This window comes from Cupriavidus sp. 8B, from assembly GCF_054589115.1.
The window spans coordinates 1-22081 of record NZ_BAAILO010000500.1; the positions used below are offsets into that span (position 1 = coordinate 1).

At 66.1% G+C, this 22081-nt stretch carries 20 protein-coding genes; 6 read left to right on the forward strand and 14 right to left on the reverse strand.

Features of this window, described 5'->3' with window-relative positions; translation table 11 throughout:
- On the forward strand, positions 1 to 709 hold a 709-nt coding region (locus ACYP5B_RS45470; RefSeq protein ID WP_459573962.1), incomplete at its 5' end, for a phosphoenolpyruvate carboxylase.
- Positions 710 to 858: 149 nt separating this feature from the next.
- Here the strand turns inward: ACYP5B_RS45470 and ACYP5B_RS45475 are convergent.
- Entirely contained in the window at positions 859 to 1494 is a 636-nt protein-coding gene (locus tag ACYP5B_RS45475; protein ID WP_459573963.1) for a ferritin-like domain-containing protein, read from the reverse strand.
- Between the two features lie 214 nt (positions 1495 to 1708).
- On the opposite strand from ACYP5B_RS45475, the gene ACYP5B_RS45480 reads away from it, so the two are divergent.
- From ACYP5B_RS45480 to ACYP5B_RS45500, 5 genes are all read left to right on the forward strand, one after another.
- The gene (locus ACYP5B_RS45480; protein ID WP_400093619.1) at positions 1709 to 2311 is read left to right on the forward strand and encodes a sigma-70 family RNA polymerase sigma factor; all 603 of its coding nucleotides are present in this window, start codon (positions 1709 to 1711) and stop codon (positions 2309 to 2311) included.
- On the forward strand, positions 2308 to 3054 hold the full coding sequence (locus ACYP5B_RS45485; RefSeq protein WP_459573964.1) for an anti-sigma factor: 747 nt from the start codon (positions 2308 to 2310) through the stop codon (positions 3052 to 3054). The genes ACYP5B_RS45480 and ACYP5B_RS45485 overlap by 4 nt, the downstream gene beginning before the upstream one ends.
- 136 nt (positions 3055 to 3190) lie before the next feature.
- Positions 3191 to 4600, forward strand: a complete 1410-nt coding sequence (argH, locus tag ACYP5B_RS45490; protein ID WP_006160535.1) for an argininosuccinate lyase — start codon at positions 3191 to 3193, stop codon at positions 4598 to 4600.
- 213 nt (positions 4601 to 4813) lie between these two features.
- The gene (locus tag ACYP5B_RS45495) at positions 4814 to 5356 is read left to right on the forward strand and encodes a TRAP transporter small permease subunit (protein ID WP_183036609.1); all 543 of its coding nucleotides are present in this window, start codon (positions 4814 to 4816) and stop codon (positions 5354 to 5356) included.
- Positions 5353 to 7095 carry a TRAP transporter large permease gene (locus ACYP5B_RS45500; protein ID WP_459573965.1) on the forward strand — a complete coding sequence of 581 codons (1743 nt, stop codon included), beginning with the start codon at positions 5353 to 5355 and terminating at the stop codon, positions 7093 to 7095. Before ACYP5B_RS45495 ends, ACYP5B_RS45500 begins: the two co-directional genes overlap by 4 nt.
- Positions 7096 to 7182: 87 nt before the next feature.
- On the opposite strand, the gene ACYP5B_RS45505 is transcribed toward ACYP5B_RS45500, so the two are convergent.
- The 13 genes from ACYP5B_RS45505 to ACYP5B_RS45565 all read right to left on the reverse strand — a co-directional run bounded on the left by ACYP5B_RS45505 (position 7183) and on the right by ACYP5B_RS45565 (position 22015).
- A complete protein-coding gene (locus tag ACYP5B_RS45505) occupies positions 7183 to 8163 on the reverse strand; it encodes a quinone oxidoreductase family protein (RefSeq protein ID WP_459573966.1) in 981 nt (326 codons plus the stop codon).
- 144 nt (positions 8164 to 8307) lie between these two features.
- Positions 8308 to 10572 carry an arginine/lysine/ornithine decarboxylase gene (locus ACYP5B_RS45510; protein WP_267604082.1) on the reverse strand — a complete coding sequence of 755 codons (2265 nt, stop codon included), beginning with the start codon at positions 10570 to 10572 and terminating at the stop codon, positions 8308 to 8310.
- Between the two features lie 142 nt (positions 10573 to 10714).
- Positions 10715 to 11281, reverse strand: a complete 567-nt coding sequence (dcd, locus tag ACYP5B_RS45515; protein WP_017230746.1) for a dCTP deaminase — start codon at positions 11279 to 11281, stop codon at positions 10715 to 10717.
- A 191-nt stretch (positions 11282 to 11472) separates the two neighbouring features.
- Positions 11473 to 12303: a formate dehydrogenase accessory sulfurtransferase FdhD gene (locus ACYP5B_RS45520; RefSeq protein ID WP_459573967.1), complete on the reverse strand. Its 831-nt coding sequence runs from the start codon at positions 12301 to 12303 to the stop codon at positions 11473 to 11475.
- Between the two features lie 62 nt (positions 12304 to 12365).
- Positions 12366 to 12905 carry a superoxide dismutase family protein gene (locus ACYP5B_RS45525; protein WP_459573968.1) on the reverse strand — a complete coding sequence of 180 codons (540 nt, stop codon included), beginning with the start codon at positions 12903 to 12905 and terminating at the stop codon, positions 12366 to 12368.
- A 13-nt stretch (positions 12906 to 12918) separates the two neighbouring features.
- A complete protein-coding gene (locus ACYP5B_RS45530) occupies positions 12919 to 13320 on the reverse strand; it encodes a hypothetical protein (protein ID WP_400093627.1) in 402 nt (133 codons plus the stop codon).
- 36 nt (positions 13321 to 13356) lie between these two features.
- Complete coding sequence (locus ACYP5B_RS45535; RefSeq protein ID WP_400093628.1) at positions 13357 to 14571, reverse strand: formate dehydrogenase subunit gamma; 1215 nt, start codon at positions 14569 to 14571, stop codon at positions 13357 to 13359.
- A gap of 52 nt (positions 14572 to 14623) precedes the next feature.
- Positions 14624 to 14857, reverse strand: coding sequence for a hypothetical protein (locus ACYP5B_RS45540; RefSeq protein ID WP_318231892.1), 234 nt, complete (start codon positions 14855 to 14857; stop codon positions 14624 to 14626).
- The gene (gene fdh3B / locus ACYP5B_RS45545) at positions 14854 to 15519 is read right to left on the reverse strand and encodes a formate dehydrogenase FDH3 subunit beta (protein ID WP_318231893.1); all 666 of its coding nucleotides are present in this window, start codon (positions 15517 to 15519) and stop codon (positions 14854 to 14856) included. Before fdh3B ends, ACYP5B_RS45540 begins: the two co-directional genes overlap by 4 nt.
- Positions 15520 to 15600: 81 nt before the next feature.
- Entirely contained in the window at positions 15601 to 18624 is a 3024-nt protein-coding gene (locus tag ACYP5B_RS45550) for a molybdopterin-dependent oxidoreductase (protein ID WP_400093629.1), read from the reverse strand.
- A gap of 57 nt (positions 18625 to 18681) precedes the next feature.
- The gene (locus ACYP5B_RS45555) at positions 18682 to 18897 is read right to left on the reverse strand and encodes a formate dehydrogenase (protein ID WP_267604089.1); all 216 of its coding nucleotides are present in this window, start codon (positions 18895 to 18897) and stop codon (positions 18682 to 18684) included.
- A 200-nt stretch (positions 18898 to 19097) separates the two neighbouring features.
- The gene (locus tag ACYP5B_RS45560) at positions 19098 to 19736 is read right to left on the reverse strand and encodes a TorD/DmsD family molecular chaperone (RefSeq protein WP_318231895.1); all 639 of its coding nucleotides are present in this window, start codon (positions 19734 to 19736) and stop codon (positions 19098 to 19100) included.
- Between the two features lie 107 nt (positions 19737 to 19843).
- The gene (locus ACYP5B_RS45565) at positions 19844 to 22015 is read right to left on the reverse strand and encodes a 4Fe-4S binding protein (RefSeq protein WP_459573969.1); all 2172 of its coding nucleotides are present in this window, start codon (positions 22013 to 22015) and stop codon (positions 19844 to 19846) included.
- Positions 22016 to 22081: the final 66 nt, after the last annotated feature.

Here is a 22081-nt window from a genome sequence, read left to right on the forward strand (position 1 = left end):
GCAGCTCTCGGATCGCGCGTTCACCTCGTATCGTCACCTGGTGTACGACACGCCTGGCTTCAAGGATTACTTCTTCGCCACCACGCCGATCACCGAAATCGCCGACCTCAACCTGGGTTCGCGCCCGGCCTCGCGCAAGCTGATGGACAAGAAGCAGCGCCGCATCGAAGACCTGCGCGCGATTCCCTGGGGCTTTTCCTGGGGCCAGTGCCGCCTGCTGCTGCCGGGCTGGTACGGCTTTGGCAGCGCGGTCAAGGCGCTGCTGGACGAGGCGCAGGACGAAAAGGCGCACAAGGCGGCCGTGGCCACGCTGCGCCGCATGGTCAAGACCTGGCCGTTCTTCTCCACGCTGCTGTCCAATATGGACATGGTGCTGGCCAAGACCGACCTCGCCGTGGCCTCGCGCTACGCGCAGTTGTGCGAAGACGCCGCGTTGCGCAAGACGGTGTTCGCGCGCATCAGCGCCGAGTGGCACCTGACGTGCGAGATGCTGGCCCTGATCACCGGCCGCCAGGAACGCCTCGCCGACAACCCGCTGCTGGCGCGCTCCATCAAGAACCGCTTCGCCTACCTGGATCCGCTCAACCACTTGCAGGTGGAATTGCTCAAGCGCTACCGCTCGGGCAAGGATGGCGACGATATCCGCGTGCGGCGTGGCATCCACCTGACCATCAACGGGGTGGCTGCAGGCTTGCGCAACAGCGGCTGACGCTGGCAGTGCAAAAAATCCGCCATGGTGGCTGGCACCATGGCGGGAGAACCCGCCCGGCCGGTGGGCCGGACGGCGCAGAGCGTTGCTCGCTAACTGTCCATATCGGCCGGCCCGGCGGAAACGGTAGTCATGCCGGGCATCCGGCTTCAGCCCACGAACGCACCCGGCACCGGGTCTTCGCCGAGGACCGAGAGCAGGATGGCCCAATGCATCGCCTCATCTCCCAAGATGCTGCCAGCCGCCTTGGTCAACTCGCGGTTATGGAAATTCGGCAACACGCCCAGGTAGGCCGCGGTGGCCCCTTTCTCCAGCCCCGCGGCAAAGCGCAGCACATCGGCCTGCGTCTTGAGCTGGTCGGTCGGGAAGCTGTACTCGGCCGGCTTCTTCGCCATGACCGGGCTGCCGCCCAGCTTGGACACCGTGCCCGCCAACACTTGCGCGTGCGCCTTGTGATGCGTCTGGAACTTGACCGCGGTATCCAGCACCGGCTTTTGCAGCAGGCCGCTTTCCGCGCCCACCTGATAAGCCGCGATGGCCTGGTACTCCAGCCCTAGGGCCACGTTGAGCATCGCGATGTCGTCCTTGGTGCTGCCGGACTGGACCTGCGCCCAGGCGGGCATCGACTCGCCCAGGCTCATCACCGCCAGCGATCCCAGCGCGAATAACCCGGGGACTTTGAGCAGGCCGCGCCGGCGCGCGTCCGGTGCAACGAGGATGCGGCTGTTCGTGTCCTCGGCGGCCTGACACTCCGTCTGCGCGGGCCTCGACTGCATGCGTTCCATGGTGTTCTCCTGTAGTGACGTAGATGGCGCCTTGCCGGGGCTGCGTTGGGCTGCAGCGCGGCGGCAATGGCGGCGCCTGTCCCATCTACGCGCCGGTCTGCCGATCGGATGCAGCGAACAGCGTGATGCCGCACGCATGCCAGGCCCAAGCCATGCCTATAATCCGGACACGTCACTTGCCTCTATTGCCTCTGCCTACCACGGATCCGCAACGGTGCCCTCCTCCGCCGACTCTTCCTTTGCCCCCAGGCCGGCCGACGCCGACCGGCTAGCGGCGTTGCTGCAGGGCGCGGCAATGGGCGACCGGCAGGCCTTGCGCCAGCTCTATGATCAAACCGCGACGAAACTGTTTGGGCTCGCGCTGCGTATCACCAACAGGCACGATTGGGCGGAGGATGTGGTGCAAGAGAGTTTCGTCAGCATCTGGCATCACGCCGGCGATTACCGGCCGCACCTGGCGGCCCCGATGACCTGGATGACCGCCATCGTGCGCAACCGGGCGCTGGACTGCCTGCGCCGGCAGGCGGCCGCGCGTGCCAGCCAGACGGTGGAACTGGACGACACACTCGGCGAGTGGCTGGCCGACGACGCGGCCGGCCCGGCGGAACTGGCGCTGGCCAGCCAGGAGGCGCGGGCGCTGAACCAGTGCCTGCAGCGGCTTGAGCAACCGCAGCGGCAAGCGATCTCGCTGGCTTACCTGAAGGACATGAGCCATAGCGAGTTGTCCGAGCAATTGCAGGTGCCGCTCGGCACCATCAAGTCATGGATACGGCGCGGGCTGGAACGCCTGCGCACGTGCCTGGAAAGCCTGTCATGAACCTCGGCCGCCACCCCGACCTGATCGACCGCCTCGCCGCGCAATACGCGCTGGGCGTGTTGCGCGGGGGCGCGCGCCGCCGGCTGGAGACGCTGGCGCGCGAGGAACCCGCGATCCGCGCCGCCATCAGCCACTGGCAGGCCCGGCTGGCCGGCCTTGCCGAGCTCCAGCCCGCCTCGGCGCCGGTGGAGAAGGTGTGGTGCGGCATCGAGCAGCGGCTGGGCTGGCAGGCCATGGATAAGGCAAACGCCACCGGCACTACCGGCGCGGCACCCGCGGGCTGGTGGCAACGCTGGTGGGCTGCCCCCGGCTTCTGGCGCGGCGCCACCATGGCAACAGCGGTGCTGGCAGCCGTCGCAATCGGCCTGAACGTGCGGATGGCCCGCCAGCTGGACACGGCCCCACTGGTCAACGCAGTGGCGGTGCTCAACGACGATCATGCCCAGGCCGCCGTACTTGTGACGTGGGATGCACGCTCGCAGGCACTCACTCTGCGCCGCCTGGATCACTTGCCGCTGAACGACGCGCAGGCGCTGCAGCTTTGGGCGCTGCCGGCCGGCGGCAAGCCGCAGTCGCTGGGCGTGATCGGGCACCAGCGCCACTTGCGCCTGGCGGTTGCCCAGGCTCTGGGCAAGGTGCCGGCACTGGCGATCAGCGTGGAGCCGCGCGGGGGCTCGCCCGATCCCAACGGCCCCACCGGGCCAGTGGTATTCAAGGGCCAGGTCATCGACAACACCTTATAGGCAAGGCTGGGAGGCCCGCCGACGCCCGCTAGCGTCTGCGAGGCGCCCGGCAGCGATATAATCGCGCTTTCCCCGATTTTTCTCGTTCGCCCCGCGGCCTGCCGCCGGCTTGCGAGCTAACCCAGCCTTACCGCCCATGACCTCCCAACTTGCCAAGAAAGGCGAAGCCTGGTCCGCCCGCTTCTCCGAACCGATGTCCGACCTGGTGAAGCGCTACACCGCTTCGGTGTTCTTCGACAAGCGCCTGGCTCTGTTCGACATCCAGGGTTCGCTGGCGCACGCCGCCATGCTGGCCAAGCAGGGAATCATCGCCGAGGCCGACCGCGCCGAGATCGAGCGCGGCATGACGCAGATCCGTGGCGAGATCGAGGCCGGCGGCTTCGAGTGGAAGCTCGACCTGGAAGATGTCCACCTGAATATCGAAGCACGCCTGACCGCGCTGGTCGGCGACGCCGGCAAGCGCCTGCACACCGGCCGCTCGCGCAACGACCAGGTCGCGACAGATATCCGCCTGTGGCTGCGCAGCGAGATCGACACCATCATCGGCCTGCTGGGCGCGCTGCGTGGTGCGCTGCTGGATCTGGCCGAGAAGAATGCCGATACCATCCTGCCGGGCTTCACCCACCTGCAGGTGGCACAGCCGGTCACCTTCGGCCATCACCTGCTGGCCTACGTGGAAATGTTCACGCGAGATGCCGAGCGCATGGCCGACTGCCGCCGCCGCGTCAACCGCCTGCCGCTGGGCGCCGCCGCGCTCGCCGGCACCAGCTACCCGATCGATCGTGAGTTCGTGGCGCAGCAGCTGGGCTTCGACGGCGTATGCCGCAACTCGCTGGACGCCGTCTCCGACCGCGACTTCGCCATCGAGTTCTGCGCCGCCGCCGCGCTGGTGATGACCCACATCTCGCGCTTCTCCGAGGAACTGGTGATCTGGATGAGCCCGCGCGTGGGCTTCATCGACATCGCCGACCGCTTCTGCACCGGCAGCTCGATCATGCCGCAGAAGAAAAACCCCGACGTGCCCGAGCTGGCGCGCGGCAAGACCGGCCGCGTCAACGGCCACCTGATCGGCCTGCTGACCCTGATGAAGGGCCAGCCGCTGGCCTACAACAAGGACAACCAGGAGGACAAGGAGCCGCTGTTCGACACGGTCGACACCGTGGCCGACACGCTGCGCATCTTCGCCGACATGGTGCCGGGCATTTCGGTCAAGCCGGATGCCATGCGTGCCGCCGCGCTGCAAGGCTACGCCACCGCCACCGACCTGGCCGACTACCTGGTCAAGCACGGCCTGCCCTTCCGCGATGCCCACGAAGCCGTGGCCCACGCGGTGCGCGCCTGCGACGACCGCCGCTGCGACCTGGCCGACCTCACCGTGGCCGAGCTGCGTGAAGTCACCGGCCTGGGCGACAAGGCCGCGCTGATCGGCGACGACGTGCACGCGGTGCTGACGCTGGAAGGCTCGGTCGCGGCACGCAACCATATCGGCGGCACCGCGCCGGCGCAGGTTCGCGCGGCCATTGCCGCGGCGCGCGCCACGCTTTAAACACAAGCTGCGGATTAAATGCAGCGCAGCATGCCGACGTAAGTTTCACGTAAGTTTTGTTTTGCGAGAAAGCCGCCAGGGCACATCCCTGGCGGCTTTTTTATTTACTTCCCGCTTTTTTGATTTTTGCGCAATGCGGTAGGTATTAGCCCCAAGCGCCGAAGCATTTTGTTGCAGATAAACTAATTGCCGCAAAAACAGGGGAGACAACCCATGTATTACTTGCTTGGTCTGTCACGACAGATCGACAGGTTGAATCAGCACACGGGCAGGCTTGCAAACATCATGATCCTGCTGTCGTGCCTGATCAGCGCAGGCAACGCCCTGCTGCGTTACGGCTTCAACCTTAGCGACAACTGGCCGCTCGAGCTGCAGTGGTATATGTTCGCCATCGCGGTGATGTTCGGTGCCTCCTACACCTTCCAGCGCAACGAGCATGTGCGCGTGGACCTGATCTACGGCAACGTATCGGAGCGCGCGCAACACTGGATCGACATCTTCGGGATCATCTTCTTCCTGCTGCCTTCGTGCGTGCTGTTTGCCTGGCTGTCATGGGATTCTCTGTTCCTGCCCTCGTGGCGCATCCTCGAGCAATCCGGTAACTCCGGCGGCCTGCCGCGTTACCCGATCAAGCTGGTGGTGCCCCTCGGCTTTGTCCTGCTGGGTCTGCAGGGCGTGTCCGAGCTGATCAAGCGCATTGCCGCCCTCAAGGGCCTGGTGCGCATCGAATCGAAATACGAGAGGCCGGTGCAATGATTCCATTGGAATATATGCCGCCGCTGATGTTCGGCGGCCTGGTGGTATTCATGCTGATCGGTTTTCCGGTCGCATTTTCGCTGTCCGCGGTGGGCCTTGCCTTCGGCATCCTGGCCATTCAGTTTGGCTACTTCCCGGTCAGCTTCCTGCAGGCGGTGCCCAGCCGCGTGTTCGGCAGCGTGCTGGCCAACGAGCTGCTGCTCGCCATCCCGTTCTTCACCTTCATGGGGGCGATACTGGAGAAGTGCGGGCTGGCCGAGGACATGCTGGACTCCATGGGCCAGTTGTTCGGCCCGGTGCGCGGCGGCCTGGGCTATTCGGTGATCATCGTGGGCTTCATCCTCGGCGCCATTACCGGCACCGTGGCGGCACAGGTGATCGCGATGGCGATGATCTCGCTGCCGGTAATGATGCGCTACCGCTACAACATGAAGTACGCCACGGGCGTGCTGGCGGCGTCGGGCACCATCACGCAGCTGGTGCCGCCATCGCTGGTGCTGGTGGTGCTGGCCGACCAGCTCAAGACGCCGATGGGCAGCGCCGACGTGGGCAGCATGTACCTGGGCGCCTGGGGCCCGTCGGTGATCCAGATCGCGCTGTTCGCGCTCTATACCTTCGTGCTGGCCCGCGTCAAGCCTGACTGGCTGCCGCCGGTGCCGGTGGAGGAGCGCACGCTGCGCGGCTGGCCGCTGTGGCGCAAGTGCCTGCGCGGCATCATTCCCTGCGCGGTGCTGATCTTCCTGGTGCTGGGCACCATCATGCTCGGCATTGCCACGCCGACCGAGTCCGGCGCCATGGGCGCGGTCGGCGCGCTGGTGCTGGCGGTGCTGCGCGACCCCGGCTTCGGCAAGCTCGACCGCACCGTCTACCGCATCGGCCTTGCCGCCACGGGCGTGGCCATCATCGCCGGCACCGTCGCGTTCGGCTCGCATGCCTTGCGCATTCCGCTGGCGGTGGTCTACCTCGTGATCACGTGGCTGCTGCTGCGCGCCGGGCAACTAACCGAGCTGCGCGGGCTGATCATCGAGGCTTACCAGTCCACGGCCCGCATCACCGCCATGGTGGTGTTCATCCTGATCGGCTCCACCTGCTTCTCGGTGGTGTTCCAGGGCGTGGATGGCGGTGCCTGGGTGGAACACATGTTCACCTCGCTGCCCGGCGGCTGGATCGGCTTCCTGCTGGTGGTCAACCTGTTCATCTTCTTCCTCGCCTTCTTCCTGGACTTCTTCGAGATCGCGTTCATCGTGGTCCCGATGCTCGCCCCCGTGGCGGTCAAGGTGCTGGCGCCGGTGGTCGCCGACTCGATGGGCGGCAATCCGGAAGCGGCAGCCACCGCGGCGCTGGTGTGGTTCGGCGTGATGCTGTGCGTGAACATGCAGACCTCCTTCATGCACCCGCCCTTCGGCTTCGCGCTGTTCTACCTGCGCGGCATTGCGCCCAAGGAAGTGAAGAGCTCCGACATCTACTGGGGCGCGCTGCCCTGGGTTGGCCTGCAGCTGATCATGGTCGCGCTGGTGATGTTCTGGCCGGGCATGGTGACGATGTTCCTCGACAAGGGCTCGTTGCACCATACCAATGCGGCGGAGGTCACGATTCCGCTGGGGGGTGAGAGCCCGGGCGGAGCGGCCTCGGTGCCAGCGCCTGGCGGGCGCAGTGGCGGTGGCACGCTGGAGCTGCCTTCGGCACCAGCAGAGAGCGAACCCGCTACGCCGCAGTTTGAGTTCGACAAGAAGAAGTAGCAGGGACGACCGCCGGCGGCTCTGGTTGCATTGAAAAAGGCCTCGGAACCCGAGGCCTTTTTTCGTTTTTCGTGGTTGCTCCGGACGTCAAGGCAGCAGCAGAATAGCGCCCGTGGTCGCGCGCGCCTCGGCCACCCGATGCGCCTCGGCAACCTGGTCCAGCGGGAAGCGCGCGCCAATGGCCGCCCGGATCGCGCCCTGCCCGATCGCCTGGAACACGTCCGCCGCGTTGGCGCGGAACGTCTGCGGATCGGCGTTGTGCGGGAACACCGACGGTCGCGTCAGGAACAGGCAACCCTTCTTGCTGAGCAGTTCCGGCTCGAACGCCGGCACCGGGCCCGAGGCTGCGCCATAGAGCGCCACCAGCCCGAATGGCGCCGCGCAGTCCAGCGAGCCCATGAAGGTATGCTTGCCCACCGAGTCATAGACCACGCGCGCCTTGCGCCCGTCCGTGGCAGCAATCACCTGCTCCACCCAGTCCGCCTGCGAATAGTTGATGGCGACATCGCACCCCGCCGCGCGGGCCACTTCGCACTTCTCGGCCGAGCCGGCGGTGCCGATCACGGTGGCGCCGAGCGCCTTGGCCCAGCTGCTGAGGATCTGCCCTACGCCGCCCGCGGCGGCATGCACCAGCACGATGTCGCCGGCTTGCACGGGATGTGTCTTGCGCACGAGGTATTGCGCGGTCATGGCCTTGAAGAAGATGGCCGCGGCGGTGAGGTCGTCAATGCTGTCGGGTAGCTTGACCAGCTTGTCGGCGGGCACATTGCGCCGGCTGGCATAGGCACCGATGCCCGCGTGCATGTAGACCACGCGATCGCCTTCGCGCAGGCCGGTCACGCCCTCGCCCACCGCTTCGACCACGCCGGCGGCTTCATGGCCCAGCCCGGTCGGCGACGGCAGCGGGTACTTGCCCGAGCGCTGGTAGACGTCGATGTAGTTGAAGCCGATGGCGGTCTGGCGCAACTGGACCTGACCGGCCGCCGGCGCGGGCAGCTCGGCACTCACCAGGCGCATCACTTCGGGGCCGCCGAACTCCGTCAATTCCACCGCACGTGCTGAAGCCATTGCCACTCCGTCGAGGTTGCATAGATTGGGAATGCCACTCTATCGCAATCTCGCGCGACGCGTCGGCCGTGCGCAAGGCATGGGCGAGCGCAGAAAAAAGGCCTCGCACGCGCGAGGCCCTTTTTTTCCTGCCGCCAGCCTGCGTTACTTCACGCAGTCGACGAAATACGCCTTGCCGCCACCTTCGACCTCTTCCTCGACCAGGCCGTGGATGTCGGTCTCGAAGCCAGGGAACAGCTTGTTGAACTCGCGCGCGAACTTGAGGTACTGCACGATGATGCGGTTGAAGCGCTCGCCCGGGATCAGCAGTGGAATGCCCGGCGGGTACGGCGTGAGCAGGATGGCGGTGACGCGGCCTTCCAGCTCGTCAACGGCCACGCGCTCGATTTCGCGGTGCGCCATCATGGCCCATGCGTCCGACGGCTTCATCGCCGGCTCCATGTCGGACAGGTACATCTCGGTGGTCACGCGGGCCACGTCGTTGGCCTTGTAGACGCTGTGGATCGCATCGCACAGGTCGCGCAGGCCGAGCTTCTCGTACTGCGGATGCTTGCCGACGAACTCCGGCAGCACGCGCCACAGCGGCTGGTTCTGGTCGTAGTCGTCCTTGAACTGCTGCAGCTCGGTCACCAGCGAGTTCCAGCGGCCCTTGGTGATGCCGATGGTAAACATGATGAAGAACGAGTACAGCCCGGTCTTCTCGATGATGATGCCGTGCTCGGCCAGGTACTTGGTGACGATGGCCGCGGGGATGCCGCGGTCGCTGAACTCGCCGTCCACATCCAGGCCCGGGGTGATGATGGTGGCCTTGATCGGGTCGAGCAGGTTGAAGCCATCGGCCAGGTCGCCGAAGCCGTGCCAGCGCTCGTTGGCCTTGAGCATCCACTCTTCGCGGTCGCCGATGTCGTCCTCGACCAGCGCCTCGGGGCCCCACACCTTGAACCACCAGTCGCCGTTGTTGCCGGCATCGTAGTCGCCTTCCACCTTGCGCATGGCGCGGCGGAAGTCCATCGCTTCCTGGATGCTTTCTTCCACCAGCGCGGTGCCGCCCGGGGCTTCCATCATCGCCGCCGCCACGTCGCACGAGGCGATGATCGAGTACTGCGGGCTGGTGGACGTGTGCATCAGGTACGCCTCGTTGAACCGGTAGCGGTCCAGCTTGCGCGTGTCCGAATCCTGCACGAGGATCTGCGAGGCCTGCGACAAGCCGGCCAGCAGCTTGTGCGTGGATTGCGTGGCGAACACCAGCGCGTCCTTGCTGCGCGGGCGGTCTTTGCCGATCGCGTGCATGTTGTGATAGAAATCGTGGAATGCCGCGTGCGGCAGCCAGGCTTCATCGAAATGCAGCGTATCGATCTCGGTGGCCAGCATCTCCTTGATCTGCTCGGCGTTGTACAGCACGCCGTCGTAGGTGCCCTGGGTGATGGTCAGGATGCGCGGCTTCTGGTTCTTGGCCTGGCTAGCAAACGGGTGCGCGGCAATCTTGCGGCGGATGGTCTCGGGATCGAACTCGCTCTTCGGGATCGGGCCGATGATGCCGTAGTGGTTGCGCGTGGGCATCAGGAACACGGGGATCGCGCCCGTCATCATGATCGCGTGCAGGATCGACTTGTGGCAGTTGCGGTCCACCACCACGATGTCGCCCGGCGCCACGTTGGCATGCCACACCATCTTGTTCGAGGTGGACGTGCCGTTGGTGACGAAATACATGTGGTCGGAGTTGAAGATGCGCGCGGCATTGCGCTCCGAGGCCGCCACCGGGCCGGTGTGGTCGAGCAGCTGGCCGAGTTCATCGACAGCGTTGCAGACGTCGGCGCGCAGCATGTTCTCGCCGAAGAACTGGTGGAACACCTGGCCGACCGGGCTCTTCAGGAACGCCACGCCGCCGGAGTGGCCGGGGCAGTGCCACGAGTAGGAGCTGTCCTGCGCGTAGGCGATCAGCGCCTTGAAGAACGGCGGCGCCAGCGAGTCCAGGTAGACCCGGGCTTCGCGGATGATGTGGCGCGCGACGAATTCCGGCGTGTCCTCGAACATGTGGATGAAGCCGTGCAGCTCGCGCAGGATATCGTTGGGGATATGCCGCGAGGTACGCGTCTCGCCGTACAGGAAGATGGGCAGGTCGGTGTTGCGGCGGCGCACTTCGTTGACGAAGGCGCGCAGCTTCTCGATGGCCGCCGCTTCGGGCCGGTCGTCTTCGCTGACGAACTCGTCGTCGTCGATCGACACGATGAACGAGGAGGCGCGGCTGGACTGCTGGGCGAAGGAGGTCAGGTCGCCATAGCTGGTCAGGCCCATCACCTCCATGCCTTCTTGCTCGATGGCCTGCGCCAGCGCGCGGATGCCCGAGCCGGAAATGTTCTCGGAGCGGAAGTCTTCATCGATGATGATGACGGGGAAGCGGAATTTCATGTGGCATCCTTGGACGGCAAGAAGGACTTGAGCCACATGGCCCGGGGACTCATCCCCCTGGGTCGGCATGTGGCTCGACGTTCAGGCTTGGCGCGCGGCCCCGGGGTTCCCCGTAATACCGCAACGCGCGCATTGTATGCGATCAGGTCTTCGGCAGTGTGACACCCTGCTGGCCCTGGTACTTGCCACCGCGATCGCGGTAGGAAGTCTCGCAGATTTCGTCGCTCTCGAAGAACAGCACCTGGGCGCAGCCTTCGCCAGCGTAGATCTTGGCAGGCAGCGGCGTGGTGTTCGAAAACTCCAGCGTCACGTAGCCTTCCCACTCCGGCTCGAACGGCGTCACGTTGACGATGATGCCGCAGCGCGCATAGGTGCTCTTGCCCAGGCAGATGGTCAGCACGCTGCGCGGGATGCGGAAATACTCCATCGTGCGGGCCAGCGCGAAGGAGTTCGGCGGGATGATGCAGACATCGCCCTTGAAGTCGACAAAGGACTTCTCGTCGAAGTTCTTCGGATCGACGATGGTGCTGTTGATATTGGTGAAGATCTTGAATTCGTCGGCGCAGCGGATATCGTAGCCGTAGCTCGAGGTGCCGTACGAAACGATCTTGCGGCCGTCTTCCTCCCGTACCTGGCCGGGCTCGAAGGGCTCGATCATGCCGTGCTGTTCCGCCATGCGGCGGATCCACTTATCGGATTTGATGCTCATAGGGGTATCGGGATGAACAAATGAGGGCAGGCTCGGGCGCGGTCCATGCTGACCGGGAACGCTGCTCGCATTTGCTCACAGGCGCGCCGGACCTGCCGGGGCCTTGCGATGGGCCGCATTGTACAACCAAAATCCGGCATCCCCGCCGAAATGGCAGGCCTGCGCCAGGACAGGCGATCCGCCGCGTGGCTTCAGGCCGTGGCTGGCTCGGGCAACTGGTGGCGGAAGCGTTCGCGGCCGGTATAGAGCAGGAAGTGCCGCCCGGTGCACCGGGCAAAGAGAGCCAGGTTGACGCGCTGGGCCATCTGGTAGCCCATCTGCGTGACACCCGAGCGCGACAGCAGGAAGGGGATGCCCATCTGGGCGCCCTTGATCACCATCTCCGAGGTCAGCCGCCCGGTGGTGTAGAACACCTTGTCGGCGCCGCTCATGCCTTCCAGCCACATCAGGCCCGCGATGGCATCCACGGCGTTGTGCCGGCCCACATCCTCGATGAACATCAGCAGCTCGCGCCCGCGGAACAGCGCGCAGCCATGCACGGAGCCGGCCTGCTTGTAGACCGACTGCTGCAGCCGGATGGTATCGACGATGCCGTAGAGCGTTTCCTGGTCCAGGGTAGCGTCGTGCGGCAACCGGATGTTGTCGACTTCGTCCAGCAGCGAGCCAAACACGGTGCCCTGGCCGCAGCCGGTGGTCACCACCCGGCGCGCCGTACGCTCCTCGATGCGGTCCACGCCCGTGCGGGTCGTGACGGCGGCGGATTCGGTCTCCCAGTCGACCTGGATCGCGGCGATATCCTCGACCGACTCGACCAGGCGCTGGTTGCGCAAGTAACCCAGCACCAGGGCCTCGGGCGCCCCGCCCAGCGTCATCAGCGTTACCAGCTCGCGCTTGTCGAGGTAGACCGTCAGCGGGCGCTCGCCGGGCAGGAAGGCCTGCCGCACGCGCCCCTGCTCGTCGACCACCTCGACCTCTTCGATCAGGGGGACGGACGCGTGGGTCATTTCGGGGCGCAGGGGCATGGGATGGAGAAGGTGAATGGCGGACGCGCACCGGACGCCGCCGGCCCGCGCTGCCCCGTCCGTCAGGACTTGGCGATCACGCCGCAGGCGATGCGGCCGCCGGAGTTGCCGGTGGGCTGGGTCTTGTAGTCGTCCGGATCCTTGTGGACGACCACGGCGCGGCCCACCACGCTGGTGGGGCCGGGGGCCACGGTCACGCCGGTCAGCTCGAAGCTGGCCTGGGCGCGCCCGGTGGCGTCGGCCTTGAGGTTGTTGATATCGCCGGCATGGTGGTCGGGCATCGACATCGAGCCGTGCGGCTTTCCGGTCGGGTTGAAGTGGCCGCCGGCGCTCATGGCGTCGGGGGCCGAGCAGTCTCCCGTCTCGTGCACGTGGAAGCCGTGCTCGGTATTGGGCGGCAGGCCGGTTACGTCGGCCTTGACCAGCACCGTGGCGCCACGTTGGGTGAAGGTGATGCTGCCCTGCGTCGCGGTGCCGCTCTTGGACGCCAGCGCCGCGACAGCGGTATCGGAACTGCCCGTTCCCATACCCCCGCAGCCGGCCAGAGTGCCTGCCAGGGTGCCCGCTACCGCCAGACCGAAAAGTACACGTACATGCTTCATGCCGAATCTCCTCTCACGGTGATGTCCGGGGCGATTGTACCGCTCCCGTGCCCGGCGCTGCGGCCGGTTTGTGATCCGAAGGCGCGGCGATAGGTGCGGTGGAAGGCCCTCCCGCAATGCTTGCGGCGCCTTGCGCGGCCGGCGCTTGCGCCACGAACGGGCCCGGATCGACGCACGGCGCACCCGTGGCAGCCGCTGGCACCTCCTTGCCTTTGGCTTTCATGTCGCTGTAGTAGCGCGCCGCCACCTTGTCTTGCGCTCGGCAAAGCTGATAAGCGGCCACCTTGTCGGCCCAGCCGGCGCGCGCCTTGGCCTCGTCGGCTTTGAGCTTTTGCGCCTCGCTGGGCGGCGGCAGCTTGGCCAGGGCGCCCGTGGTGCCAAGGGCCAGGGCGAGCACCAGCAGGATGCGGTTCATGGATCGGGCTCCTCGTTGGGGAATGGCCGTGCGCGCTCAGACTTCGCCCGGGCTGGCCCGGCCGCCGGCGCGCCTGCCGGGTTCTGGCTCGGCCGCGCGCTGCACCGGGATCTTGCCGGACTTGATATCGTCGTACCAGAGCTCGTGGTGCTCCTTGGCCCAGGCTTCGTCGACCCAGCCGTCGCGCATGGCGCGGTAGGCCCCTTCCATGCCGATGGTGCCCATGTAGATATGGCCGCAGGCCATGGCGATCATCAGCACTGCCGCTATGCCATGGATCACGTTGGCGATCTGCATGGTGGCGCGGTAGAAATCCATGCCGGGCACGATCATGTCGAGCACCCAGCCGGAGGCTGACAGGATCAGGCCGAACAGCACCAGCCCGCCCCAGAACCAGGCCTTCTCGCCGGCATTGAAGCGCCCGCTGGGCACATGCTTGCCGGAAACCAGCCCGCCCACCTTGGTGATCCACTGCCAGTCCTCGCGGGCAGGCAGGTTGTCGCGCACGAAGAGTACAAAGCCGACGATCACCGCCAGGGTGAAGACCGGCCCGACGATGTTGTGCACGTTCTTCAGCAGGTAGGTCAGCCAGCCGAACAGCGTGTGGCCCATCAGCGGCAACAGGAAATGCTTGCCGAACAGCATGACGATGCCCGACACCGCCAGCGTCACGAAGGCGATCGCCATGGTCCAGTGCACCATGCGCTCCAGCGGCGTAAAACGCTGGATCATGCGCCCGGTGCGCGGTGTCTTGAGGGGAATGGTGCCACGCCAGAAAAAGAAGGCCAGGATCGCCGCAGGCACCAGCACCACCAGCCAGCCGCCCCAGACCGTGATCACGCCGTTGCGAAACAGCCGCCACCGCTGGCCGGTGCGCTGGATCAGCACGCCGGCTTCCTTGGCGGGCAGGCTGCTGTAGTGCGCCTGGTCGGAATTGGCTTCGCGCCAGACCGGCGCGTTATTGCCGGGCTGCGACTGCGTGCGCGCCTGCTGGGACTGCGCCTCGGCGGCGATGTCGCGGCGCGGCACGTTGAAGATGTTCTCCGAGGCGATGCCCGCAAAGGGCTGCGCCGGGTGCGTGGCCGGATTGTTGGCATCGGCAGGCGCGCCGGCGGCCTGTGCGGCGGATGCGCCGCCCGGGGACGGCGCTTGGGCCTGGGCCTGCGCGGCCCCGAGCGGCGCCAGCATGGCCAGCGCGCAGGCCACCCCCGCCAGGTAGCGGAACCAGCCAGGATTGAGCGTCGGCTTCATATGCCCTCCATCGGGTCGGCCAGGGTTGGCCCCGGGGTGCGCGGCGCCGGGGTCATGGCGTGCGGTTGTATTCGTTCTGTTTCTGGTTGCGCTCGCGGATCTGGTTCTGCCAGCTGGTCTTGTCGCCTGGCGTCCAGCCCTTGGCTACGAAGGGATCGCCCGGCGCGCCCTCGTAGGCCGGCGCGTCGGATTTCTTATGCGCCGCCGTGGCGGTCTGGGCGCGCTCGCCGCACGCGGCCAGCGCGGTGCAGCCGGCGGCCAGCAAGATCAGCAGCAGGCGGGTCATGATGGTTGCGCTCCTGAAGCGGGTGGCGCGGCGGCCGGCGCCGCGGGCGCAGCCGTGGCGCCTTGCGCGGCTCCCTTGTTGCCGTAGGCCGTGCCCCAGCCGAACACATCGCCGCCCTTGCCGCGCTTGATCACGCGGTTGCGCAGGATGTCGGCAATCACGTCACCGTCCCCGCCCAGCAGCGCCTTGGTCGAGCACATTTCCGCACACAGCGGCAACTTGCCTTCGGCCAGCCGGTTGCGGCCGTATTTCTCGAATTCTTCGTCGCTGCCGTTTTTCTCCGGCCCGCCGGCGCAGAAGGTGCACTTGTCCATCTTGCCGCGCACGCCGAAGGTCCCGGCGCTGGGGAACTGGGGCGCGCCGAACGGGCAGGCGTAGGAGCAGTAGCCGCAGCCGATGCAGACGTCCTTGTCGTGCAGCACCACGCCGTCTTCGGTGCGGTAGAAGCAATCGACCGGGCAAACCGCCATGCAGGGCGCGTCCGAGCAGTGCATGCAGGCCACCGAGATTGATTTCTCGGCGCCGACGATGCCGTCGTTGATGGTCACCACGCGGCGCCGGTTGACGCCCCACGGCACCTCGTGCTCGTTCTTGCAGGCGGTGACGCAGCTATTGCACTCGATGCAACGCTCGGCGTCACAGATGAATTTCATGCGTGCCATGGTCGTTCCTTGCCCTTGATCTCACACTGTCTCTGCATCAGGTCTGCATCAGGTCTGCATCAGGTCTGCATCAGGTCTGCATCAGGCGAACCGTTCGATCTGGCAGATCGTGGTCTTGGTTTCCTGCATCATCGTCACCGCGTCATAGCCGTAGGTGGTGGCCGTGTTGACGGCCTCGCCGCGCACGATCGGCATCGCGCCCTCCGGGTAGTAATCCTTGAGGTCCTTGCCCTGCCACCAGCCCGAGAAGTGGAACGGGATAAAGGCGGTATCCACGCCGACGCGCTCGGTCACCAGGGCACGCACCTTGATGTGCGCGCCGGTGGGCGTCCTGACCCAGCAGAAGTCGCCGTTGCGGATGCCGCGATCGGAGGCCGCACGCGGGTTGATCTCGACGAAGTTCTCCTGCTGCAACTCGGCCAGCCACGGGTTGGACCGCGTTTCCTCGCCTCCGCCCTCGTATTCGACCAGGCGGCCAGAGGTGAGGATGATCGGGAATTTCTCATAGAGCTTGTTCTCGATGTTGCGCTGCTGCAGCGATTTGTATAGCGTGGGCAACCGCCAGAACGCCATCTTGTCGTCGTGCGTGGGGTACTTGGCAACCATGTCTGGCCGGATGGAATACAGCGGCTCGCGGTGCTGCGGGATCGGGTCGGGGAAGTTCCACACCACGGCGCGGGCCTTGGCGTTGCCAAAGGGATGGCAGCCATGGTTCTTCATCACCACGCGCTGGATGCCGCCGGACAAGTCCGTCTTCCAGTTCTTGCCCTCGGCCTTCTGCTTCTCGGCGTCCGTCAGCTCATCCCACCAGCCCAGCTTTTTCAGCAGCACGTGATCGAACTCGGGATAGCCGGTGGTAATATCCGCGCCCTTTGAGTACGAGCCGTCCTCGGCCAGCAGGCTGACGCCGTCACGCTCCACGCCGAAGTTGGCGCGGAAGTTGCCGCCGCCGTCCATCACGTGGCGGCTGGTGTCGTACAGGTTGGGCGAGCCCGGGTGCTTGAGTTCCGGCGTGCCATAGCACGGCCACGGCAGGCCGAAGTAATCGCCTGTCAGGTCGTAGCCGGTCAACGGATCCTTGCCGCCGAGGCAGCGCAGCGTGCGCACGTCGAACTTCTCCATATTGCGCATATGGGACTTGAGCCGCTCAGGAGATTGCCCGGTGTAGCCGATGGTCCAGTTGCTGGCGTTGATCTCGCGCAGGATGGACTCGGGCTCGGGCTCCATCCAGGTACGGCCCGCGCGCTTGACCTCCAGAAGCTTGTAGTTCTTCGACAGCTCCTTGCCAAAGCCCAGGCGCTCCGCGAAGGCCTGCATGATGGTGTGGTCCGGCATCGATTCGAAGAGCGGCTCGATCACCTTCTCGCGCCATTGCAGCGAGCGGTTGGAAGCCGTGCAGGTGCCGGAGGTCTCGAACTGCGTGCACGCCGGCAGCAGGTAGACCGCGCGCTTCGGGTTGATGGTGTCGCCCTGCGCCGGCGGCATGTTGGCCATTGCCGCGGTGGCCGACGGATAAGGGTCGATCACCACCAGAAGGTCAAGCTTGTCCAGCGCCTTCTTCATCTCCAGGCCGCGCGTCTGCGAGTTGGGCGCGTGGCCCCAGAAGAACACGCCGCGGACGTTGTTGTCCTGGTCGATCAGCTCAGGCTTCTCGGTAACGATATCGATCCAGCGCGACACCGTGGTGCCGGACTTTTCCATCATCGCCTGAGAGGCGTATTGCTTCTTGATCCATTCGTAGTCGACACCCCACACCGCGGCATAGTGCTTCCACGCGCCGGTGGCGAGGCCATAGTAGCCTGGGAGCGAGTCAGGGTTGGGGCCCACGTCGGTAGCGCCCTGCACGTTGTCGTGGCCGCGGAAGATGTTGGCGCCGCCGCCCGACACGCCAATATTGCCCAGCGCCAGTTGCACGATGCAGGAGGCGCGCACGATGGCGTTGCCGATGGTGTGCTGGGTCTGGCCCATGCACCACACCAGCGTGCTGGGGCGGTTCTTGGCCATGATCTCGGCGACCATGTAGACCTCGGCCTCGGGCACGCCGCAGACTTCCTCCACCTTGTCCGGCGTCCACTTGGCGAGAACCTCCTCCTTGACCTTGTCCATGCCGTAGACGCGGTCGTTCAGGAACTTCTGGTCTTCCCAGCCGTTCTTGAAGATGTGGTACAGCATGCCGAACAGGAAGGCGATGTCGGTGCCCGAGCGGACCCGCACGTAATGGTCGGACTTGGCTGCCGTGCGGGTGTAACGCGGATCGACCACGATCACCTTGCAGCCGTTTTCCTTGGCATGCAGCAGGTGCAGCATCGAAACCGGGTGCGCCTCGGCCGCGTTGGAGCCGATATACAGCGCCGCGCGGGCGTTCTGCATATCGTTGTACGAGTTGGTCATCGCACCGTAGCCCCAGGTATTGGCCACGCCGGCCACCGTGGTGGAGTGGCAGATACGTGCCTGGTGGTCGGTGTTGTTGGTGCCGAAGAACGACACCCACTTGCGCAGCAGGTAGGAGCCCTCATTGCTGTGCTTGGAGGAGCCGACGAAGAACATCGAATCCGGGCCGGTCTGCTGGCGGATCTCCTTCATCCTGGCGGTGATCTCGTCGAGCGCCTGGTCCCAGCTGATGCGCTGGTACTTGCCGTTTACCAGCTTCATCGGGTACTTCAGGCGGTACTCGCCGTGGCCGTGCTCGCGCAGCGCGGCGCCCTTGGCGCAGTGCGCGCCCATGTTGATCGGCGAATCGAAGACCGGCTCCTGGCGGATCCACACGCCGTTCTGCACCACCGCATCCACCGCGCAGCCCACCGAACAATGGCCGCAGACGGTGCGGCGCACCACGATATTGTTCTTGCCCTCGCCGCCGCTCGCGGCGCTCCCTGCATCTGCGGCATCCGCCCGGCGTAATAGCATCAACTGCGAGGCCGCCAGCCCCGCGCCTACCCCGATACCGGAACGCTTGAGGAAGCTGCGGCGGTCCATGGTGGGCATCGCGCCGGCCAGGCCGGCGGCCAGGCGCTCGGAGAGCCGGCCGGTGGCATGCCCGGCCACCGTGCTAGCCAGTTGCGAAGATGCGCTACCCTGCGCCGCGCGTTTGCGGGTCAAGATCATGTATCACCCCTGGATGGAAACGAGGTCAAGCGAGGCGCGCGGCAGGCGCGACGCGGCTCACACCAGCGTTGTCCGGTAGTACTTGCGAATATGTTCGGTAACCCGGTAGCCGTCGTTGTCGCTGGGCGTGACATCCGGAATGGCCGAGGTTATGGCCGCATTGGGCACGGCGGGACCGCGCGAGGTCAGCGCGGCGGCGGCGCCGGCAGCGGCAACGACACCTGCGCCGGCAAGGAAAGTACGGCGTGCGACCCTGTGCTGCTCGTCCTTCATGGGAACTCCTTGGCAAAGAGAGACCAGTTGCCAAACAAGTTATGTAGTCTTTTGCTTATATTAGATTGATATGTGTCGAAAGACCATGCCATGCGCGGGTTTCTACTGACGCCGGCGCTTGAAAAGTGCCATGCATGGAACGTTTGGAACAAGGCCTGAGACGGATTGCGCGCCCGCTTCCGGCCATCTGCGTTGAAGGCTCAATGCATATCAAGCGCGATCGCCTCGACCGCCATGAAGGCTTTCAGCAAAACGGCCACCTGTACGTAAAAACGGGCTTGCGGATGGGCCGCCATGGCATCGCATAGCGTGTCCACCCATGGCTGCAGATGGCGCGAAAAGAAGTGCTGCTGCTCGGCAAGATTGGCAATGCCCGCATCCTCGCCCGCGACCAGGAAGCGCATCACCTCGCACAGCGTGGCGATATGGTCCTCGGTCTCGCTGACATTGTCCTGGCGCACCAGGCCATAGCGCGCCAGGTCGTCGCGCAGCGCCACCACAGGGCGTTCGTTGAGGAAGCCGGTCTGGTAGTAGGAGCCGTAGAGAAGGACTTCCGGCTTGCCCACGCCGATGAACAATTGCTGGTACTCATCGGCAGTCTCGGCGGCCGTGGCGATCGATGCTGCGTCGCACAAACCATTCCAGGCTTCGCCCAGCGTGGTCGCGGCGTCTTCGCCGATGGCACGGTTGGCGGCGATATGGTGCAGCAGCGCGGCATCAGGCGCGCGATACAACAGGGTGGCCAGCAGGCCGTAGAGGTCCGCGCGGGCGGTGTCCTCGGCATTGGCCGTGGCTTCGGTAACCGGGGGAATCAGCTGGATAGGCTGGAAATCAGTCATTTCGTGATGGTTCTCAAGGGTACCGGAAGATCGGAGTTCCGGATTCGGCCGGCGCAAGCTGCCTTGCCGCGCACGCGGCAAGGCAGCTTGCGTCCCACAGGGCTTGGCTACTGCACGGCGGTGCCGCTGGAGGCGCCGCTGCTCTTTTCCATCATATCCACCACGCGGCAATCGCCGCACATCTTCAGGCGCTCGGCGGCCTCGCCGGCAAACGCCGGGTGGTCCGCCAGACGGGCCAGCATGGCATGCACCATCTGGGCGGTGCCAAACGGCTTGGCGCAGCGGATGCAATGGAAGGGCTGGGTCTCGGCCAGCGTCACGGTGCGGCGCGCGTCTTCGCCGGTGAGCAGCCGCGGCACCAGGGTGATGGCATCTTCCGGGCAGGTGGTCTCGCACAGGCCGCACTGTACGCAGTTGCGCTCCAGGAAGCCAAGCACCGGACGCTCGGGGTTATCGCGCAGGGCCTGCGAGGGACAAGCACCGACGCAGGCCATGCACAGGGTGCAGCGCCCGGTATCCACCGCCACCGCGCCCAGCGGCGCGCCGGCCGGCAGCGGCACGCTGGCCTGCGGGCGCGGCGCGTTGCGCACCAGGTGATCCAGCGCGAAATCCAGCGTCTCGCGCTTGGCGGCCGCGGCGTGAAAGGCCGCCGGGGGGAACGCTGCGCGGCCAGCGCCGGGCGCGCTCAATGGCGCCAGTTGCGCGTCCAGCGTGGCGGCATCGGGGCCATCCACCAGCGACAGGTATTCGCCATCGTAGCCAAGCCCTGCCAGGATGGCCTGCCCCACTGCCATCTGCCCGGCCAGCGCCGTGCGATATTGCGGCGCTTCGTCGCCCGTGAGCATCACGGCGACACGGCTGGCGCCCCAGCAAATGGCCGACAGCCACAGCTCGAGTCCGCTCGCGGCCGGGTGGAACAGGCCAACTGGAATCACATTGGGCGGCACGCCGCGCGCCTGGCCCGCGCGCGCGGCGCGGCCCAGCGCCAGGATGGGCGCATTGCCGTATTCCTCGCCGTGCAGCAGCAGCACCGCATCGCGGCCGCCCGCCGCGCGGTAGGCCGAGACCAGGGTGCGCAGGCGCTCGCCGAGGTAGTCCGGCTTGGGATAGGCGTAGCTGATGGCGCCGGTCGGGCACACCGTGGTGCAGGCGCCGCAGCCCATGCACAGGTTTGGCGTGACCTCGATACGGCCGCGCCCGTCATGCCACTGCGAGCGGATCGCCTGGGTGGAGCAGATATCGATGCAGGCCGTGCAGCCGGTGATCTTATTGCGGCCGTGCGCGCAGATCTTCTCCTTGTACTGGAAGAACTTCGGCTTCTCGAACTCGCCCACCATCTGGACCAGGGCCAGTGCCTGCGAGTGCTGGCGCAGCGCATCCGCGCCGGCGTACAGGTAGCCCTGCGGCGGCGAGTGCATGGTGAAGGCCGGCGTATCGGCCAGGTCGAAAATCAGGTCGAAGTGCTCGGTGGCGGTCTTGAGCGGGCGCTCGAAATCGATCGCGGCGGCCGCACCGCAAGCCTTCACGCAGGCGCGGTGGGAGCGGCAGCGGTCCAGGTCGATCTGGTAGCTGAAATCGATGGCGTCTTCGGGGCAGGCCTCGATGCAGGCGTTGCAGCGTGTGCAGAGATCGAGATCGATCGGGTTGCCGCGCCCGGCGCCGGTCTCCCAGCTTGCCTCGAAGGCGCCAAGCCAGCCGCCCAGCTTGACCAGTTTGCCGCTGTGCACCGGGAAGGCCCGTGAGGCAGGCGGGGTGGCTGCACCCATGGCCTCGCCGGCGCCGCTCAGCAGCACCGACACGTCCAGGCCGGATTCGGCGAGCTTGCCGGCCCAGGTCATGGCGCGCGAAGCAGGCCCGAGGATCAGCACGGCGCCGCCCGAGTGGTAGTCCACCACGGGTACCGGCTCCGGATCGGGCAGCGCGGCGGCGGCCAGCAGCGCGGCGATCTTGGCGTTGACGGTCTTGGGATCGCGGCGCGCTCCCTGCGACCAGCCGCCGGTTTCCCGGATATTGACGAAACGCACCGGCGCCGTCATGGTGCCATCGGCCTGGCGCCGGGCAGCCTCCTCGGTAAACAGTGCGCGCTCCTGCGTACAGGCCACGATGACGTCGTCCGTGCCGTCGAGCGCGGCGGTAAAGTCGCCGATCTCGCGGCGGCACAGCAGATGGTGGACCTTGAGCGGTGGGCTGGTGCCTTCTGCCGGGGTCGAACCCTTACCCGACAAGGCCGCCCCGTCAAGCGGCATGGTGTCGTTGCAATTGCAAATCAGCGTCGGCATGGCGAATGCGGCTGGCCGGCCTGGATGCCCCTTTTTTAAGGAGTCTTGCGGCTGGCGAATTGTGGG

Excerpts from the sequence above, each read along its gene's own strand:
- ACYP5B_RS45475 (WP_459573963.1), bottom strand. The coding sequence starts at position 1,494 with ATGGAACGCATGCAGTCGAGGCCCGCGCAGACGGAGTGTCAGGCCGCC.
- ACYP5B_RS45485 (WP_459573964.1), top strand. The coding sequence starts at position 2,308 with ATGAACCTCGGCCGCCACCCCGACCTGATCGACCGCCTCGCCGCGCAA.
- argH (WP_006160535.1), top strand. The coding sequence starts at position 3,191 with ATGACCTCCCAACTTGCCAAGAAAGGCGAAGCCTGGTCCGCCCGCTTC.
- ACYP5B_RS45495 (WP_183036609.1), top strand. The coding sequence starts at position 4,814 with ATGTATTACTTGCTTGGTCTGTCACGACAGATCGACAGGTTGAATCAG.
- ACYP5B_RS45500 (WP_459573965.1), top strand. The coding sequence starts at position 5,353 with ATGATTCCATTGGAATATATGCCGCCGCTGATGTTCGGCGGCCTGGTG.
- ACYP5B_RS45505 (WP_459573966.1), bottom strand. The coding sequence starts at position 8,163 with ATGGCTTCAGCACGTGCGGTGGAATTGACGGAGTTCGGCGGCCCCGAA.
- ACYP5B_RS45510 (WP_267604082.1), bottom strand. The coding sequence starts at position 10,572 with ATGAAATTCCGCTTCCCCGTCATCATCATCGATGAAGACTTCCGCTCC.
- dcd (WP_017230746.1), bottom strand. The coding sequence starts at position 11,281 with ATGAGCATCAAATCCGATAAGTGGATCCGCCGCATGGCGGAACAGCAC.
- ACYP5B_RS45520 (WP_459573967.1), bottom strand. The coding sequence starts at position 12,303 with ATGCCCCTGCGCCCCGAAATGACCCACGCGTCCGTCCCCCTGATCGAA.
- ACYP5B_RS45525 (WP_459573968.1), bottom strand. The coding sequence starts at position 12,905 with ATGAAGCATGTACGTGTACTTTTCGGTCTGGCGGTAGCGGGCACCCTG.
- ACYP5B_RS45530 (WP_400093627.1), bottom strand. The coding sequence starts at position 13,320 with ATGAACCGCATCCTGCTGGTGCTCGCCCTGGCCCTTGGCACCACGGGC.
- ACYP5B_RS45535 (WP_400093628.1), bottom strand. The coding sequence starts at position 14,571 with ATGAAGCCGACGCTCAATCCTGGCTGGTTCCGCTACCTGGCGGGGGTG.
- ACYP5B_RS45540 (WP_318231892.1), bottom strand. The coding sequence starts at position 14,857 with ATGACCCGCCTGCTGCTGATCTTGCTGGCCGCCGGCTGCACCGCGCTG.
- fdh3B (WP_318231893.1), bottom strand. The coding sequence starts at position 15,519 with ATGGCACGCATGAAATTCATCTGTGACGCCGAGCGTTGCATCGAGTGC.
- ACYP5B_RS45550 (WP_400093629.1), bottom strand. The coding sequence starts at position 18,624 with ATGATCTTGACCCGCAAACGCGCGGCGCAGGGTAGCGCATCTTCGCAA.
- ACYP5B_RS45555 (WP_267604089.1), bottom strand. The coding sequence starts at position 18,897 with ATGAAGGACGAGCAGCACAGGGTCGCACGCCGTACTTTCCTTGCCGGC.
- ACYP5B_RS45560 (WP_318231895.1), bottom strand. The coding sequence starts at position 19,736 with ATGACTGATTTCCAGCCTATCCAGCTGATTCCCCCGGTTACCGAAGCC.
- ACYP5B_RS45565 (WP_459573969.1), bottom strand. The coding sequence starts at position 22,015 with ATGCCGACGCTGATTTGCAATTGCAACGACACCATGCCGCTTGACGGG.